Below are 17,413 nucleotides of genomic sequence, written 5' to 3'. Positions count from 1 at the left end.
AAGAGAAACCGCAATAGGTCTTATCTTGCTTGCTTAAAAGTGTACAACTTTTTATTTTTCGATGGAGTGATCGTGCTAAGCCCTGAATCGCAGTTTGATAATTACCGGCCCCGTGAACATAAGGTTGAAACGGTGCGCCGCAGCAAGGCCGGATTACTGTTTATCCTTTTATGTTTGTCGATTGCAGGATTGATTGCTTTCGAGGTCAAGACATCCTATTACCAAGCCAAGTTTTTGCACCAATATGCCAAGACCTTAACCTATCATTTGGTGCCTGAAGCCACCCAATCGGTGATTTACCCAAGTTATGGGCCTTTCGATGAGCGTCATGGTTACAGTAAACTGCCAGAGCGGTTAGCACGCTTAACCGAGCGCAATTTCCACATTACTAAGCAAGTCGCTTTTTCTCCGAGGCTACAAGAATACACTCAGCTGGGTTTTTTCCCGCCCTATCATGAGAAAGCTCAATCGGGTTTAAGCCTGCTCGATTGTGGACGACGGGATTTGTTTTCTTTTGCCTATCCAAAGCGTGCCTACCAAGACAGCGATATTATTCCTAAGGAAATAATTAACACTCTATTATTTATTGAAAATAGAGAGATGTGGACCACAGAACCTAAGCTTAATCCTGTGGTGGATTGGCCGCGTTTCGTGGTTGCGGGATTGAGTCAAATTGCCGAAATGTTGGGGGCCAATGTGTCAACCGCTGGGGGCAGCACGCTCGCGACCCAGATTGAAAAGTTTAGGCATTCATCCCAAGGTCTTACCCTAAGTATTAAAGACAAGTTGCTGCAAATTGGTTCGGCCAGTATTCGGGTGTATCAACAAGGGGAGCAAACTGAGCCTGCCAGAAAGCGCATAGTACAAGACTATTTGAATACAGTACCTTTATCTTCGGCGCCCAATTATGGCGAAGTTCATGGCATAGGTGATGGCTTATGGGCTTGGTTTAAAACAGACTTTGACTTTGCTAATACCTTATTAAAAAGCCGGCATACCGCAGATAATGCGGTGAGGCGTGGGCAAGTGTTTCGCCAAATTGTGGCGCTAATGATAGCCCAGCGACGACCTTCCTATTATTTGCTCAAAGGCCACGCGGACCTTGAGGTACTTGTGGATAGCCACTTGCGCTTACTGGAGAAATTTAATCTTATCGATCCGGCGTTAATGAGCGCGACCTTAGCACAAAAATTAGCATTTAATACTAGCAAGAGCCATGACTTTGGTCAGAGCGTGGTGGATAAGGGCATCAATTCTGTGCGTATTCGCACTGCAGGTTTACTGGGGATGAATTTGTATGAATTGGACCGATTAGATTTAAAGGCCAGCACTAGTTTGCACGGTGAGTTACAAAGGCAATTGAGCCAATACCTTCGCAGCTTGTCGAAGGTGGAGGTTGCTCAATCTGTGGGTTTGCTCGGCGAGCGTTTGTTGCAGGCCGATAAATTGGACGAAGTGCTGTACAGTTTTACTTTGTACCAAAAAACCGCTAACTCGAACAAGGTGCGAGTGCAAACGGACAGTACCGATCAGCCCTTCGATATCAATGAGGGCAGTAAACTCGAATTGGGCTCAACCGCTAAATTAAGAGTATTAGCCACCTATTTAGAAATCGTCGCCGAATTGCATCAGAAATTTGCCCCTAAATCTGTCGCTGAGTTATATCGCGTCGACATAGAAGCCAAAGATCACATTACCCGCTGGGTGGTGGATTATTTAATTCAAACTCGAAACTTAAATTTAAAACAAATGTTAGATGCAGCCTTGCAGCGCACCTATTCTGCCTCACCCCATGAACGGTTTTTTACCGGTGGTGGCTTGCACGTGTTTAATAACTTTAGAAAAGAAGAAAATAGCCGCAATCCTACCTTGTATCAGGCATTGCAGGACTCGATTAACTTACCTTTTGTGCGATTAATGCGTGACTTAGTTAATTACAGTAGCAGCTACAATAACGACGGCAGCTTGGCTCAGTTATTACGCAATGATAAAGACCCTCGCCGTGAGGAATACCTGAGGGCGTTCGCCGATCGTGAAGGGGCCATCTTCGTCACCCGTTCATTCCAAAAATACCAGAATAAGACCACCCCTGAGCGGCTTGAGCTGTTTTTTAATTCCATAGGGCAGGCAGAGCATAAGTTAGCGGCCAGCTATCGCTATTTATTACCCGATGAAAGCATTGCCAGTTTTAAGCGCTTCTTACAAAAACGTTTGCCTGAATACCATGCCGAAGATAAGCAGATAGAGCGCTTATATTATAAATACGGTCCCGATAAATTTAACTTGGCAGACCAAGGCTATATTGCTCGGGTTCATCCGTTGGAATTGTGGGTGCTGAGTTATTTGATAGAGCATCCAGAGGCGAGCCGAGCTGACGTTAGGCAAGCCAGCAGTGCAAAGCGCCAAGAAGTGTATCGTTGGTTGTTTCGTACTCGACATAAAAATGCCCGTGATGTGCGCCTTAAGGTGATGCTGGAAGTGGAGGCATTTTTAAATATTCATGCTCGTTGGGTGCGACTTGGTTATCCCTTCGATCATTTAGTGCCTTCACTGGGCTCGGCGCTTGGAAGCTCTGGAGACAGACCCGCAGCCTTGGCTGAGTTGATGGGTATTATTCAAAACCAGGGTAATAGATTGCCCACCGTGAAACTTGATGAGCTGCACTTTGCCGAGCGCACTCCTTACGAAGTGCTACTTAACCACAGCAGCAAACAAGCTGAATATGTTATGCGCCCAGAAGTGGCACAGACCCTAAAGGCGGCCCTTGCCAATGTAGTGCAGCAGGGGACGGCAAGGCGCTTAAAAGGCAGTTTTAAGGACAGTCAAGGCCAAGATTTAGCCATAGGCGGTAAGACAGGGACTGGGGATAATCGCATCGTCACTGAGATGCGTTTCGGAAAGAAGGTGTCAACCACGGCGATGAACCGCACTGCGACCTTTGTGTTTTACCTGGGAGATGATTATTTTGGTACCTTGACGGCATTTGTGCCTGGCGCTAAGTCTGATGACTTTAGTTTTACCTCGGCGCTGCCACTGCAAGTCTTTAAGGGCATGCTGCCCATTTTATCTCCTTACTTGCAGCGTTCTGAACCCATCTGCGATTAAGTTTTTGGATTGCAATGTTAGATGAAAAACGCCCTCATCAGTGACTGATGAGGGCGTTTCAGTAATGTAAACCAGCTGAACTCGGATTGTTAACAATAAGCCTAGAATAAGACGCGAGTGCGAATGGTGCCGTCAATTGCCTTAAGTTCGACTAGAGCCTCTTCGGCTTGATCTGAGTCAACTTCCATTACCACATAACCTATGACAGCGGTTGTTTGCAGATACTGGGCCGCGATGTTGATGCCTTTCTCAGAAAACGCTTGGTTAATCTTAATTAACACCCCTGGACGGTTGTGGTGAATGTGTAATAACCGCGAAGTGCCCTTGTGTTGTGGCAAGGAGACTTCGGGGAAGTTTACCGCAGACAAGGTAGAGCCATTGTCTGAATATTTAGCCAACTTACCAGCCACTTCAATACCGATGTTTTCCTGTGCTTCAGCGGTACTACCACCAATATGCGGGGTGAGGATGACATTATCTAAGCCGCGTAGCGGACTTTGAAATTCATCATCATTGGATTGTGGCTCGACGGGAAACACGTCGATAGCCGCGCCTGCAAGGTGCTCAGACTTAAGGGCATTAGCGAGGTTGTCGATATCCACTACAGTGCCACGGGAAGCATTAATAAAGATAGCGCCCTTTTTCATCATGGCAAATTCTTCAGCAGCAAACATGTCTTTTGTTTGCGGGGTTTCTGGCACATGTAAGGTGACGACATCTGCCTGTGCGAGTAACGCTTCCATGGAGTGAATTTGCACGGCGTTACCTAGGGGGAGCTTATCTTCGATGTCGAAAAATACCACTCGCATGCCCAAAGTCTCAGCCAAAATACCTAGCTGAGTGCCAATATGGCCATAACCAATGACGCCTAGTGTTTTTCCCCTGACTTCGAAGCTGCCATTAGCGCTTTTAAGCCAGCCTCCTCGGTGAGCATGGGCATTGCGCTGGGGAATACCGCGCATCAACATAATGATTTCGCCAAGTACTAGCTCTGCTACTGAGCGAGTATTTGAAAAAGGTGCATTAAACACAGGAATGCCCAGCTTTTCTGCGGCATCGATATCAACCTGATTGGTGCCAATGCAGAAGCAGCCAATGGCAACTAACTTTTCAGCTTGTTGCAATACAGATGCTGTGATTTGAGTGCGAGAGCGTAGGCCGACGAAATGGGCATCTTTTATGGCATCTTTTAGGGCCTCATCACTGAGAGACGCCTTATGATATTCAATATTGGTGTAACCCGCTCGCTCCAATACGTCTATTGCTGTCTGGTGTACGCCTTCCAACAGCAGGATTTTGATTTTATCCTTGTCAAGCGAGTGTTTCGCCATTGTTTGTCTGCCTCTTTGCTCAGTTGTAGATGAAATGTTGAATTTGAACCAAAGTAGCACTTTTTTTCACAGTTGTGGAGCGCTGGACGTCTAAAGTTAATATTCTAATTTTAGAACAATCGAACCTGTGAATTAATTGCTCTATATAACAAACTCATAGAAATAATTTTTAGAGTTACAACTCTATTTATGGGCTGAAAAATATTCATATTTCTTGTAGAAAGTAGGGTTAGTTAACTGTGGATGATCGTTGAATTTAAGGAACTCGCTTAGCTTGATGTAAAGAGTAAAGTGATCTTTTAATTTGTAAAACGGTTTAGAATTCAAGTTTTAATCTGTTTTAATGGGTTATATGCTGAAATTTACTTTGCGCTAGAAATGTTTAATACTTTTAGCTGATGGATTCATCCCTTGAACTAGTCAGAATTCACCCACTAAGTTATCAGGATGTTAACTACAGAATTTGGTTTAGCTGTGTTATGGTGAAAATGCCTAAGTAATACCAGCTAAGAATGGACGCGTTTAGGGAGCGATGTATGAGTTCAAATATCGACGAATTAGTATTTTTACATCAGGTGGCAGCGCCTTGCCACTTGGCTATTTTAGCCGAATCAATCGGAATGAAAACCCGTATCGTAAGACAAGCCTCAGAGTTAGAACAAGAGAAAAAAATTAATAGTTTCTATATGATAGCCCAAAAAGGCGCGGCCTTAGATAACAAGGGTATCCCTCTATTGGTGTCTCGTTTGGTTAACCATGTCCCGGTGGCCTTATACCAAGTTGAACGCGGCTCTCTGGATCAAGAATCGGCGTTATTGTTGGGGGTGCGTGGGCTGTTATATGCTGATCAGCGAATGGATTTAATGCTTACGGGTCTTAGGAAGATGGTGGCTAATGAACTTTGGTATGATAGACCTTTGATTAGTCGGATTTTCCGCCGGTTAGTACAAAAGCTGGATGCGAATAATGATATGCCTGCAGATACTATCGCCATGCTGCAGATGCTCACCAATCGTGAGAGAACCATAATTCAATTAGTGTCCAGTGGTGCAAGAAATAAAGAAATTGCCCATCGATTATGTATCAGTGAGCATACCGTTAAGGCGCACTTGTCTTCAGTTTTCCGTAAAACTCAATCCCGCAATCGAGTCGAGTTACTGCGTTGGGCGCAAACTTACCAAGCGCATTTCGAATTTCAATCTTGAGCTAATAACTTCTGTTGACATAAAAAGAGCGGGCATAAAAAAAGGAGCAATTGCTCCTTTTTTTTATGCCTCTTGAAAGAGGCATTTATTAACTAAGTTTGTATTTTAGTTCTGTACGATAGTTGCGACGTTAAAATCACCTATCTGGGTCGCGTTGGCAATATTGTTCATGCCAGTTTGTGAACCTTCAACTAGGTTATCATTACCTGTCTGCACTATTGTTAGGCTGTTTTCATTGCCGTTGACTGTGAACGAAGCCACACCATCAGTACCGCCAACCCAGTTAGCTGAGCCTGTTTGAGCTATGTCGGCAAAGTTCTCATCACCTGTGATGATTAAATCAACCAGGTTCAAATCACCATCTTGTGCAACGCGTATGTCAGTGTTGTCATAACCCATTACAGATACGATAGCTTCATTCATACCAAGACCGTCTTGGATAACATCCACTTCGTTATCGTCACCTTGCATTTCAACGTAAGCGTAGTTTTCATCACCTTCTTGGCTGATGTCGGCATCGTTATCTTCACCAATAGCGAAGGCGAAAATTTGGTTATCATTACCTTCAGAGGACAGGTCAAAATCGTTGTCATTACCAGCATAAGTACCAAAAGCGGCGTAGTTGTTATTACCATCTTGTTCAAGGTCTGCATCGTTATCGTCTGTAGTGACTTCAAACTCTGCTAAATTGGTGTCGCCCGTTTGCTCGATGTCGATGTGATTGTTACTGCCATTGATCACGGCTGTATTCGTGTCACCGATCATGTTGCCATTGCCGTCTTGTAATACGCTAACATCGTTATCATTGCCAGTGGCGAACTGGAGTACCGTATTGTTGTTATTACCAAACTGGTCAATATCGATTTCGTTATCAGAACCTTCTAGGGCATAGATAAAGCCAGTGTTGTTGTCGCCTTCTTGCATTATAGTGACAGTGTTATCATCACCCGCAACGCCGCGAACGCCGGCTAGGTTGTCATCACCTACTTGACCTAAGGTTACGTCGTTGTTGTTGCCCACGTTAGGTGATAAATCAAGGGCAATCATACCCGCCTGGTTGTTATTACCTTCTTGAGATATGTCACCGTCGTTGCCGTTACCTTGAACACGGAATACACTGAAGTTGTCATCGCCATTCTGGTTCACAAGAGTAGAGTTGGCATCACCCACTAATTCAATGTTTGACTCGTTTGTTGCGCCAGCCTGAGTCACCTCAACGCCGTTGTCATTGCCTGTTACATCGGCAACGCTTTTGTTCCAGAAGCCAGACTGAGTCACAGTGGCTTCATTATTATTGCCGCCTACATTGACTGTAGACACGTGCCAATCATCGCTTTGCTCTGTGATTATTGAGTTTTCATCACCGACAGAATCGATATAAGACTCGTTCCAAACACCGTTTTGAGTCACTTCTGCAGTTTGTAAATTTCCCTCTTGAGAGACTGTGGTGATGTTAAGGTTACCGGTTTGGCTAACAGTCACTTCTTGCTCGGTACCATCTTGAGTCACAGTGGCTTGATTTTCATTGGCGGCATAAGCTTGTGCACTAAACGTAGTGGCAATAGCTAATGCGATTAAGGTTTTTTTAGTATGCGAATTCATTTGACGCTCCCTGTATAGAGTTTTTAGTACTGAGTTATTGTGATTGCTGCATTATCAGCAATTTGTTCAATAGCGAACGTTGCACTGCCTAATTGATTAATTTGAATTAAATTATCATTACCAATTTGAGTGACATCCGCGCGATTGTTATCACCTTGCTGTAACAGCTCAAGTTCATTATTACTGCCAATTTGGATAACGCTTGTCTGGTTACCTATACCGAGTTGAGTTAAATAGGCACTGTTTTCTATGCCTGTTTGACTCAAAATGGCTTGGTTAAAGCTGCCATGTTGAAAGAGATTGACCAAATTGTCTCGGCCATGACTTTCAAGCAGTCCTTGCAAGGTTACCGGTAGCTCTATCTCATAAGCTTGTTTTGATTCATCAGCAGTAAGTGCAAAGCTACACAGAAGGAGACAAGTGACCAAAAAATGTATTAGCTGTCTTGGCACTGAACACTCCTTTGCAATGGTTGAAACAAAATGATTTTTGCTTCGGTGAATCAAATTCAATGCCCAAGTTACTGGCTGAAGACTTATGAAACAATTGCACCTATGGCTATAAATTTGAATAAAAATAAGTCGTTTAGATGAAAGAGTAAATTCTATATCTCACTGTTTTAATAGCTTTATACATTGTTTTCGGTCGTGTTTTTTTAATGTTCATAGGCTAATGGGACTAGTAGTTAAGTCGTAATTAAGCTGAGTGGGCTTTCTTTATCTTTAACATTGTGACAACAATTCAAGGGTAAAAAAAATGCCGGATTTCATGATGTTTTCGCCAATAGCAGCAGGCTAGCGAAGTGACAGTGAGGGTTGTAATGCCGGTTCTGGGATATAAAAAGGACGATAGGAAGCCAGTATATGTTGAATAAAAAGACTCCAGTAGCAATGGCCATTGCCGGTGCTATGGCATTAACAGTAGCGCCAGCAATGGCTAAATCTACTGTAACTTATGAAAAAGACAGCATTTTAGTTGTCTATAAAGACAATGTAACAAATTACGAGCGTTCATCGGCGCAGCGCATCGTCGGTGGGACATTACGTGACTTAAATCGTGATGGTGTTGATGATAAATTTAAGCATGTGATGGGCGGTAAGTTAGCACAAATATCCCTAAGAAAAGGTGCTGACGTTCACGCTGCTATTAAGATGATCAGTAAGCATCCCGCGGTAAAATATGCTGAACCAAATTACATAGTGAGAGCCATTGGTGTGCCCGATGACCCTGACTTTGTCAGCCTTTGGGGCATGAATAACACTGGCCAAAATGGTGGCACAGCAGATGCAGATATCGATGCGGTTGAAGCATGGGATATCACCACAGGTAGCACAGGTGTAGTGGTTGGGGTTATCGATACGGGTGTTGATTATAACCACCCAGATTTACAGGGAAATATCTGGACTAACCCAGGTGAAATCCCTGCAGATGGTATAGATAACGATGGCAACGGCGTAATCGATGACGTGCATGGTTTTAACGCCAATGCTAACAATGGCGACCCTATGGATGGCAATGGCCACGGTACGCACGTATCGGGCACTATTGGCGCTAAAGGTAATAATGGCGTCGGTGTTGTGGGTGTTAACTGGGATGTGAGCATCATAGGCTGTCAATTCCTGGATGCTAGCGGTTCAGGTTCGACAGCCGGTGCGATTTCTTGTATTGACTACATGACCAACCTTAAGCTTAACCATGGTGTTGATGTCAGAGCGACCAACAACTCTTGGGGCGGCGGTGGCTTTAGCCAAGCGTTAAAGGATTCAATCGACAGCGCAGGTGATGCAGGCATTTTATTCTTAGCGGCAGCGGGTAACGGTGCATCTGACAATGATGTCACCCCAAGCTACCCAGCAAGTTATGATTCAGCTGCAGTAATGGCTATTGCCAGTACAGACCGCAATGACAACATGTCAAGCTTCTCACAGTGGGGCTTAACCAGTGTTGATATGGGCGCGCCAGGTTCAGCGATTTTATCTACCACACCGGGTAATACCTACAGCACTTATTCTGGTACTTCCATGGCAACGCCTCATGTCACAGGTGCAGCAGCTTTGGTATGGTCGCTTAATCCAGACTTATCACCAGTTGAAATGAAAGAGCTGTTGATGGTGTCAGGGGATGTGAACGCTGCACTAACGGGCAAAACGGTTTCAGGTACTCGTCTTAACGTGGCCAATGCCTTAGATCAAGCCAACCCAGCACCAGGCTATCGTTTCACTGTTACGCCAACATCACAAAGTGTTGAAGCGGGCAGTGCGGTAAGTTATGACTTTGGTGTCGGCAGTGTTGCTGGCTGGAATGGCAGTGTGGCTTTGAGTGTTGACGTTCAACCTGCACTTAACGGTGTAAGCTTGTCCGCGGCAACTGCGGGTGCTGGTGATAGCTTTACCTTAAATGTAGCCACAGACTCAGGCGCTGTTTGGGGTGATTATGACATTACCGTGACCGGTGATGATGGCGCTAGCGTGAAGTCGAAAGTGGTTTCTCTTTCTGTCTACCCTGCGGGTTTAACTGACTTCCCATATAACAACACTACGCCTGTTGCTATCCCTGACAATACGCCAGCGGGTATTACCAGCACAATTGACGTTACAGATACCGTTCAGGTATTTGGTTTAACTGCTAACGTCGATATTAGCCATACTTGGATTGGTGACTTGGTTGTCAAGTTAACTTCGCCTACGGGTACTGAAGCTGTATTGCATAACCGTGAAGGTGGCAGTGCCGACAATATCGTTAAGTCTTGGGACCTAAGTGCATTTAATGGCGAAATGGCTACAGGGGCTTGGACCTTATCTGTCAGTGATAACGTCGGTGCCGATGTGGGCACATTAAACAACTGGGGTCTAGTGATCACAGGCCTAGGTGATGCAGCTCCTGCAGCGCCAGTGGCAGGTTTTAGCTACTCAGTTGAAGGCTTAGAAGCCAGCTTCACTAACACTAGCTCTGACATTAACGATGATATCGTTAGCTACAGCTGGGATTTTGGTGATGCCCAAACATCAAGCGACATGAGCCCAGTGCACAGCTATGCTGCTGCGGGTGTCTACAGTGTTACTCTGACTGTTACAGACAGTGAAGGTAACATGGATAGCGAGTCAATGGATGTTGAAGTGTTTGCTCACAGCATCACTGCGGGCGTGACTCGTACACGTCTATCTCGTCGTGGAAGTGCATTAGTCGACCTTAACTGGGATGGCGCTATGGGTGAAACGGTTAACATCATGCGTGATGGTGCGATGGTTGCCACTACAGATAACGATGGTAACTACCGTGACCGCTTTACTGCGACCACCACCTCAGTGACTTATCAAATCTGTGAAGCCTCAGGTAACTTATGTTCTGATCCTGTTGTTGCCGAGTTTTAATTTACAGCAATAATAAAGTCAGTAATATAGACATAAGAAGGGACAGCTAGCTGTCCCTTTTTTTATGGTTATTTTTGAAACATCTTGATTAATATTTTATTTTCCCCCGCTTATGAGTAGACTGAGACCAAAATTTTGTAAGGATAGTTTGATGAGCATTTGGTTTAGAGAAGTCACATTAGCAGATTGCCAAAAATTAGATTTAGGTATGCATGGCAAAGGCACCTTGATGCAGACCTTAGGCATACAAATCACAGAAATTGGTGAAGATTTCATGGTGGCGACTATGCCAGCAACGCCCTCCATCCATAACCCACTAGGGATAGTCCATGGTGGTGCCAATGTCGCACTGGCTGAAACCGTTGCCAGTTACGCGGCCAATTTCGCCGTGGATTTTGAGCGTTTTTATTGTGTTGGCCAAGAAATTAATGCCAATCACTTAAAAGCGTCTCGTAACGGGGTGTTAACCGCCACCACTAAGCCGGTGCATTTAGGTAAGCGCAGCTCGGTATGGGAAGTGCTTATCCACAATAGCGCCGGTGAACTGTGCTGCATTTCGCGCATGACAGCCGCTGTGGTTGAGCGCTAAGACTAGGACTAAGAACCGGCTAAGTCTCAGTTTTGGCTAGCCTTAAGTTTTTGGCGAGTCTAAAAGCAGAATAAGCTAAACTTCTGCTTAACTCTCTTTGATAAGTACTAGGAATAACCATGGAACACGCAGTAATTTGGGAATGGGTGGGCTATTTAGCCTCAGTGGTGGTGGCAATATCTTTGATGATGGCCAATATCAAGAAACTTCGCTGGTGGAACCTTGTGGGCGCAGCGCTTTTTGTCGCCTATGGCTTGGCCATTGATGCGCTGCCAGTGGCATTGGTTAATTTCTTCATCGTACTGATTGATATTTATTATTTAGTCAAACTCTACAAAGCACCAGAGCAAGCACAGCCAAAAGAGCCGTCAAATTAAACACTCATGTTATTTGAGTGGTATCAGCTAAAGCTGAAGCGAGTCTTCAGCTTTTTTGTATCTGTTTTCTGTATCGTGTTGAATTTAAAGTGTATTGCATGATATTCTTGTAGAGGTTTGATAGGAATCAATCCAATTTTTAGATGTTTTTTTAGTTGTAAGCCTTTGGGCTTTAGCTTGATTCTAAAAGCTCATTAATAAACAAGGAAATGACATGAAGTCGTTAAAATTTATTGCGTTAATCTCAGTCTTTACCACTCCATTAGCCTTCGCAGGCACTGCTATCTCTGACCAAGCTGATCCAGCCGCTGATGTTTCTTCAGAGGTGTATATTGAATTATCAACGGCAGATATCCTTGATAATTTTCCTATAGGTGAAGGGCGAAATATTCCTAGAGAAACTAAAGTAAATTTAGTTACTTCACTTAGAACATCCTTGTCAAAAGTACAAGGAGGGGCCAAGTTAAGAGGTTTAATGATGGAGAGTCCTAAGGTGGCTAATACTACCAGTGCCGCTCCTCATCAGATCAATTGTGCACAAGCTTATAATCTGAGTGAAGATATTGTTTATACGGATACAATCTCCAGTGTAGGAGAACAGCACTGTTTCGTTATGCCCTTGAGCCAGAAATCTAAAGTAGTAGGTCAATTACTCGCAGCAGATATGGCATCAAATTTTAATCTTTATTTATATCAGTATGATGACACCCAGGGCATTCTAGCTCATGTGGATAGTAGTGAAAATGCTGCAGGTATTATAGAGAAAGCCTACGCCGTGTTACCTAAAGCAAGCTACATATTAGTTGCAGAGCTAATGTCTGGTGCTGGAGGTGCGTTTAACCTTATCGGTAATAGCTTCAGCAGTTACGATAATTTTGAACCAAACGATAGTGATATTACGAGCAAGATTCCAGCTATTACGGTAGGTCAAATTGTAACAGGTAACCTAGATAATCCAGAAGATGTGGATTACTTTGGCTATAAGCTTAAAAGCAATGAGACTGAACTTAAGATTAATGTTAGTGGTAGTGCAGAGCATCAAGTTGAAATTTTTAATGCTGGCGCGTGGCAGGTTTTACCTCATGATCAATTAATTAACGCCAATGGCAGCGCAGGAGCGACTTATTATATTCGTACGCTAGCAAAGCCAAGTACAATACCATCAGCGCTAAATAATTATAAAATTACCACAAGTAACTCATTCGCTAAATTTGCAGATTTTGATGTGTGGACTACAGATCGTAATTTGACTGATTTGGTTGACTATGTCCACACTGAAGCGTTCTCAAATCTGAGTGCTGGTGGCAAGGTTGTAGACTCTAGCGGCAGCCCTCTTGTTGGCGAGAAAATGGTTGTAGCAACCGTGGTTAATGGTGAACAGATACATAAAATAGTAACAACAAATGCCTTAGGCAAATTTTCAGCCTCATTTGATTTACCTAGATGTAGTGGTGATATTATCACCGGTACATTTGATTCCAATTTTGGTACGCCTAGAAATATTTGGGAAATTAAGTATAAAGCGCCTCAAGTTATTGAAATTTATCCTTTGACTAAAAAAAATCAGAACACGCTAAGACCTATGTATATCCATATTTGTAAGGAAACTTTAAAACAGCACATTCCAGGCTAATATGTGGCTTCTATAGCGTGGGTGTCGAGATGCCCACGTTATATTTAAGCTGGTCATTGCGCGTTTCTATAATAAGTATCCGTGAAAGTATTACTCTACCCCACATTGATAAAACCTTTTTTTTCATGTTCTCAAGTTCGGTATTAAGCGCGGCTTCGGTAAGCTGTTTAATCAAAGTGCTGAGGATGGCATCCTTCAAAAGAGCACGTTGTCTTAATGAGTCAATAGCATGGCAAAAAAATCAAGAAGATAACTGTACTGGTCGTTTTTATTCGCAGCCATCCATGGCGCTCACCCTTTCGGGCTAGCTGAAGCTATTCAAATTCGTTCTTGACGAATTTGTGGGTATGGCCTTCTAAACTTTGGGTTAATTATGATAACCATCGCTACACTGTGAATAGTGTTTAATCGCCCTTACATTTGTGGAACAAGAGTCAACCATGGATCCCTTAGTCAAATCACACGATCTCGATACCGCAGTCAGTGACATTATTGAGCGCTGTGGCGAGAACATCATACTCGCTACCGCGCTCGGTTTAGGCAAACCGAATCGGCTGTTAAATCGACTCTATCAGAAGGTAAAATCACAACCCGATAAGTGTAAACTCACTATCTACACTGCGCTTTCATTGCAAGTGCCGCAGGCTAAATCGGATGTAGAGCAACGTTTTTTAGGCCCCTTTGCGGCGCGTCATTTTGGCGAAGATTATCTTGGGTTAGATTATTTGGATGACGCAAACCAAAACACGCTTCCCGATAATATTAGTTTGCATGAGTTTTACTTCAGTTCGGGCAGCCAATTGCATCATGCCAGCGCGCAACAAAACTACATTAGTCAAAACTATACCCATGTGGCGCGAGATTTGGTTGCCGCAGGGGTGAATCTGGTGGTACAGCAAGTGGCTAAACGGGGAGACAGGTTAAGCCTCTCCTGTAATCCCGATGTGATGCTGGATTTGATTGAACAAATGCAAGCTGCCAATAAACCCTTAATGGTCGTGGGTGTGGTTAATGCAGCGCTGCCTTTTCTTGGCGGTGATGCTGATGTGAGCGAGTCGATTTTTGATTTGCTGGTGGATGATGCCATACCGCAAACCTTGTTTGGTATTCCCCGCGAGTCAGTTAGCCTAGTGGATCATGCTATTGGATTACATGCCAGCCGCTTAGTTAAAGATGGCGGAACCCTGCAAATTGGCATTGGCGCCTTGTCCGACGCAATAGTGAATGCATTGATTTTACGCCATCAAAACAATGCTGATTATCACCAAGCGTTAACAGCGATAGATAGCGTTCTAGACAGCACGCTGGTAAAAGACATTGGTGGTATCTCGCCGTTTAAGCAAGGACTTTACGGCGCAACGGAAATGGTCATGGACGGCTTCATGCATCTTAGAAATGCGGGGATATTAAGGCGTTTGGTTTTCGATGATCTAGCGCTGCAAACCTTGTTAGACCAACACATGATCTGTAATCCGTTAGCCAAGAGCGATCTTCAAGTGCTCATTGAGCAAGGCCTCATAGCTCCAGTCATTACCGACAAAGATGTGGCCTGGATGAAAAAATTCGGATTAGTCGACATAAACGCCAAGATCATCGGGGCTAATTTAGCGCTCGCGCCAGATAGCATGTTAACGGTGCCAGCCACATTCATGGAAGATTATTGGCTTTTGTGTTAATGGTGCCATCCACATTCATGGAAGCTTACTAGCTTTTGAACTAGGCTTACACTCTGGACAAACATTAACGAAGGTGAGCTTATGCCGCGCCCTAGAAGAAGTCAGGTGAGTGTAGAAGATACACCCATGTACCATTGTTGCAGCCGCGTAGTCAGAAGAGCCTATCTCTGCGGCGATGATAAATTCTCTGGTAAAAACTATGACCATAGACGGGGATGGGTTGAGGCTCAATTGCTTAAATTAGCAGAGGTTTTTGCAATCGACGTTGCAGCTTATGCTGTGATGAGTAATCACCTACATGTGGTGCTTAGTATCGATATTTACCAAGCTAATCGCTGGACGGATATTGAAGTCATAAACCATTGGCATCAATTGTTTAAAGGTACTGAGATTACTCAAAAGTTTGCCAAGGGTGAAACCCTCGAAGATTATGAAGCGTTAGAGCTTAGCCACGCTATTGCCCTGTATCGCAGCCGTTTAAGCGATATTTCCTGGTTTATGCGAGCCTTAAATGAGCCTATCGCCCGCAGAGCCAATGAAGAAGATGAATGCACAGGGCGATTCTGGGAAGGGCGGTTTAAATCTCAAGCGCTACTCGATGAAGCAGCAGTACTCGCTTGCATGGTGTATGTCGACCTCAACCCTATTCGCTCAAAGATAGCCAAAACTCCTGAATCCTCAGACTTTACCAGCATTAAACGTAGAATAACTGCAGCCCTAAATGGGACTCAACCCAAAGCTTTGCTGCCTTTTGTAGGCAATGATCGTAAAGACATGCCAAAAGGGCTCACATTTCATCTGAAAGACTATCTGCAATTAGTTGAAGATACGGGTAAAGCAGTCCGGAATGATAAAAGAGGCAGTATCAGCCCTAACAGTCACAGCATCTTGAATCGACTCAATATTCCTGCCGATAACTGGCTTAAAATCATCAATGAATTTGGCAAGTTATTCAAAGGCCCTGTAGGCACATTGCAAGAGTTAACTGCGTACTGTGAACACCTTGAAAAACGAAGGCGGCATTACTGTCACGCTTGTCAGCATCTAGCAGCGAGCTAAGCCATTTACACAAAAATACGTATGAAGCAGTACCGAAACCCTTAACAGGATGAATCGTCATGTCTGGACATGGCATTTTTAACTCATCATTCTCTCAAATCGCACAGCGTGAATAGGTAAAACCAATTTTAGAGGTGCAATAATATTCCCAGAAAGTGAACACTTCATATTAAGCGCTGTTGGGCAGGTTCAAACTAGACTATTTTGTTTATGGATGGCAGGTTCAATTTGGTTCAATTATGGATGGCAGGTTCAATTTGGTTCAATTATGGATGGCAGGTTCAATTTTCTACGGGCGTTATGCATTTTTTTGGGGAAAAAGGATTATGGTCATTGAAGTAAGGCGGACTGAGCCGTCAGATGCCAAAGCGATAAAAGAAATCTATGAATGCCAGAATGCTTACAGCGACACATTACAACTGCCATTTCCATCTGCTGATATGTGGGAAAAACGACGTCAAAATGTACCTGACCATGTTTACGCGTATGTTGCGGTCATCGATGGTGAGGTAGTGGGCAATATAGATTTTGAAGTCTGCACCAATCCGAGGCGACGTCACGTAGCTACATTCGGCATGGGTATTAAAGACAAGGTTCAGGGCCTAGGTGTCGGTAGCGCTCTACTTGAAACGGTTATAGATTTGGCTGACAACTGGCTCAACCTTAAGCGAATTGAACTGACGGTTTATGTGGACAACGAACGTGCAATCAAACTGTACAAGAAATTTGGTTTTGAAATAGAAGGTGAGTCCAAAGCTTATGCTTTCAGAAATGGCCACTATGTTGATGCTTACCATATGGCGCGGCTTGTAACACAGAAATAACGAGTAAAAATGAGAGGTATCGATGTCAGAGTCTGGTATGAACTAGGTTGGCCTCAAGCTCAACAGGCAGCAGAAATACATTCCATATTGACCTTCTAGCAATGAAGCACCTAAATCTTGCTTGAGCGCATAGCGAAAGTGCTCTATGTTGTTGTTTTATAGTGGTTTATTCAATTTGTCGTGGAGAATTAGAGTGTGTGTGGCGAGTAGTGTTGATCTCAACATTAATAGTAATGGCAAGCATAAACGTACTTCTCGATTTTCTGCGTAATGCTTCTATTTCAGACATTCATGTAAATGTGGCTTTCTCTGTTTTGGTCGCAGGTTTTGCCACGGGCCTTCCTGCTGCTGTAGCGTTTCTAGTCTCAGCTAAAACAAGCTTTAAACTATGGGGCATCAATATTTATCGTTTGGCAGCTGATTTTGTACTTACTCTGGGCCTATTAGCATGGGGCTACTTGGTGTTTATACGTGATCGTCCCGAGTTCTATGAAGGTGCGTCACATATGTACATTGCAACTTGGCCTGTATTGCTTGGTGTCATCGCAATGGGTATTTATTTATTTTGTTTGTTAACTCAAGGCCTACATTGGGTTGTTAAACATAACCAGCGAAGGTCAGGCAATGTATAAATCCGCGTT

13 protein-coding genes and 1 pseudogene are annotated in these 17,413 nt (G+C 43.9%); 10 read left to right on the top strand and 4 right to left on the bottom strand.

Features of this window, described 5'->3' with window-relative positions; genetic code table 11:
* The first annotated feature begins 72 nt into the window (after window positions 1-72).
* Window positions 73-3,105 (top strand): transglycosylase domain-containing protein, encoded by a 3,033-nt coding sequence (locus SDEN_RS16105; protein ID WP_011497521.1) that lies wholly within the window; start codon window positions 73-75, stop codon window positions 3,103-3,105.
* Between the two features lie 101 nt (window positions 3,106-3,206).
* Here the strand turns inward: SDEN_RS16105 and serA are convergent, their stop codons facing one another.
* Complete coding sequence (gene serA / locus SDEN_RS16100) at window positions 3,207-4,436, bottom strand: phosphoglycerate dehydrogenase (protein ID WP_011497520.1); 1,230 nt, start codon at window positions 4,434-4,436, stop codon at window positions 3,207-3,209.
* Window positions 4,437-4,972: 536 nt separating this feature from the next.
* On the opposite strand from serA, the gene SDEN_RS16095 reads away from it, so the two are divergent.
* The gene (locus tag SDEN_RS16095) at window positions 4,973-5,641 is read left to right on the top strand and encodes a helix-turn-helix transcriptional regulator (protein ID WP_011497519.1); all 669 of its coding nucleotides are present in this window, start codon (window positions 4,973-4,975) and stop codon (window positions 5,639-5,641) included.
* A 105-nt stretch (window positions 5,642-5,746) separates the two neighbouring features.
* Here the strand turns inward: SDEN_RS16095 and SDEN_RS16090 are convergent, their stop codons facing one another.
* Together SDEN_RS16090 and SDEN_RS16085 are read right to left on the bottom strand one after the other, a co-directional pair.
* On the bottom strand, window positions 5,747-7,243 hold the full coding sequence (locus tag SDEN_RS16090; RefSeq protein ID WP_011497518.1) for a curlin: 1,497 nt from the start codon (window positions 7,241-7,243) through the stop codon (window positions 5,747-5,749).
* Window positions 7,244-7,266: 23 nt separating this feature from the next.
* A complete protein-coding gene (locus SDEN_RS16085; protein ID WP_011497517.1) occupies window positions 7,267-7,695 on the bottom strand; it encodes a curlin in 429 nt (142 codons plus the stop codon).
* 411 nt (window positions 7,696-8,106) lie between these two features.
* Between SDEN_RS16085 and SDEN_RS16080 the strand changes: the two genes are divergently transcribed.
* The 4 genes from SDEN_RS16080 (at window position 8,107) to SDEN_RS16065 (ending at window position 13,213) form a co-directional block, all read left to right on the top strand.
* Window positions 8,107-10,614 carry a S8 family serine peptidase gene (locus tag SDEN_RS16080; RefSeq protein ID WP_011497516.1) on the top strand — a complete coding sequence of 836 codons (2,508 nt, stop codon included), beginning with the start codon at window positions 8,107-8,109 and terminating at the stop codon, window positions 10,612-10,614.
* 151 nt (window positions 10,615-10,765) lie between these two features.
* The gene (locus tag SDEN_RS16075) at window positions 10,766-11,203 is read left to right on the top strand and encodes a PaaI family thioesterase (RefSeq protein ID WP_041405854.1); all 438 of its coding nucleotides are present in this window, start codon (window positions 10,766-10,768) and stop codon (window positions 11,201-11,203) included.
* A gap of 119 nt (window positions 11,204-11,322) precedes the next feature.
* Window positions 11,323-11,580 carry a YgjV family protein gene (locus SDEN_RS16070; protein ID WP_011497514.1) on the top strand — a complete coding sequence of 86 codons (258 nt, stop codon included), beginning with the start codon at window positions 11,323-11,325 and terminating at the stop codon, window positions 11,578-11,580.
* A 214-nt stretch (window positions 11,581-11,794) separates the two neighbouring features.
* Entirely contained in the window at window positions 11,795-13,213 is a 1,419-nt protein-coding gene (locus tag SDEN_RS16065; RefSeq protein ID WP_011497513.1) for a hypothetical protein, read from the top strand.
* Between the two features lie 43 nt (window positions 13,214-13,256).
* Here SDEN_RS16065 and SDEN_RS21055 read toward each other — a convergent pair.
* A pseudogene (locus SDEN_RS21055) lies at window positions 13,257-13,400 on the bottom strand (IS982 family transposase); the annotation flags it as partial.
* A 235-nt stretch (window positions 13,401-13,635) separates the two neighbouring features.
* Here SDEN_RS21055 and SDEN_RS16060 point away from each other — a divergent pair.
* From SDEN_RS16060 to SDEN_RS16045, 4 genes are all read left to right on the top strand, one after another.
* On the top strand, window positions 13,636-14,889 hold the full coding sequence (locus SDEN_RS16060; protein ID WP_198134606.1) for a hypothetical protein: 1,254 nt from the start codon (window positions 13,636-13,638) through the stop codon (window positions 14,887-14,889).
* Between the two features lie 81 nt (window positions 14,890-14,970).
* Complete coding sequence (locus SDEN_RS16055) at window positions 14,971-15,948, top strand: hypothetical protein (RefSeq protein WP_011497511.1); 978 nt, start codon at window positions 14,971-14,973, stop codon at window positions 15,946-15,948.
* A 326-nt stretch (window positions 15,949-16,274) separates the two neighbouring features.
* Window positions 16,275-16,772: a GNAT family N-acetyltransferase gene (locus tag SDEN_RS16050; protein WP_011497510.1), complete on the top strand. Its 498-nt coding sequence runs from the start codon at window positions 16,275-16,277 to the stop codon at window positions 16,770-16,772.
* A gap of 209 nt (window positions 16,773-16,981) precedes the next feature.
* Window positions 16,982-17,404, top strand: coding sequence for a hypothetical protein (locus tag SDEN_RS16045; protein ID WP_157599874.1), 423 nt, complete (start codon window positions 16,982-16,984; stop codon window positions 17,402-17,404).
* Window positions 17,405-17,413 lie beyond the last annotated feature (9 nt).

Source organism: Shewanella denitrificans OS217, from assembly GCF_000013765.1.
Classification (GTDB): Bacteria; Pseudomonadota; Gammaproteobacteria; order Enterobacterales; family Shewanellaceae; genus Shewanella; species Shewanella denitrificans.
Note: the sequence above shows the minus strand (reverse complement) of the source record. Positions and strands in the feature narration are given on the sequence as shown.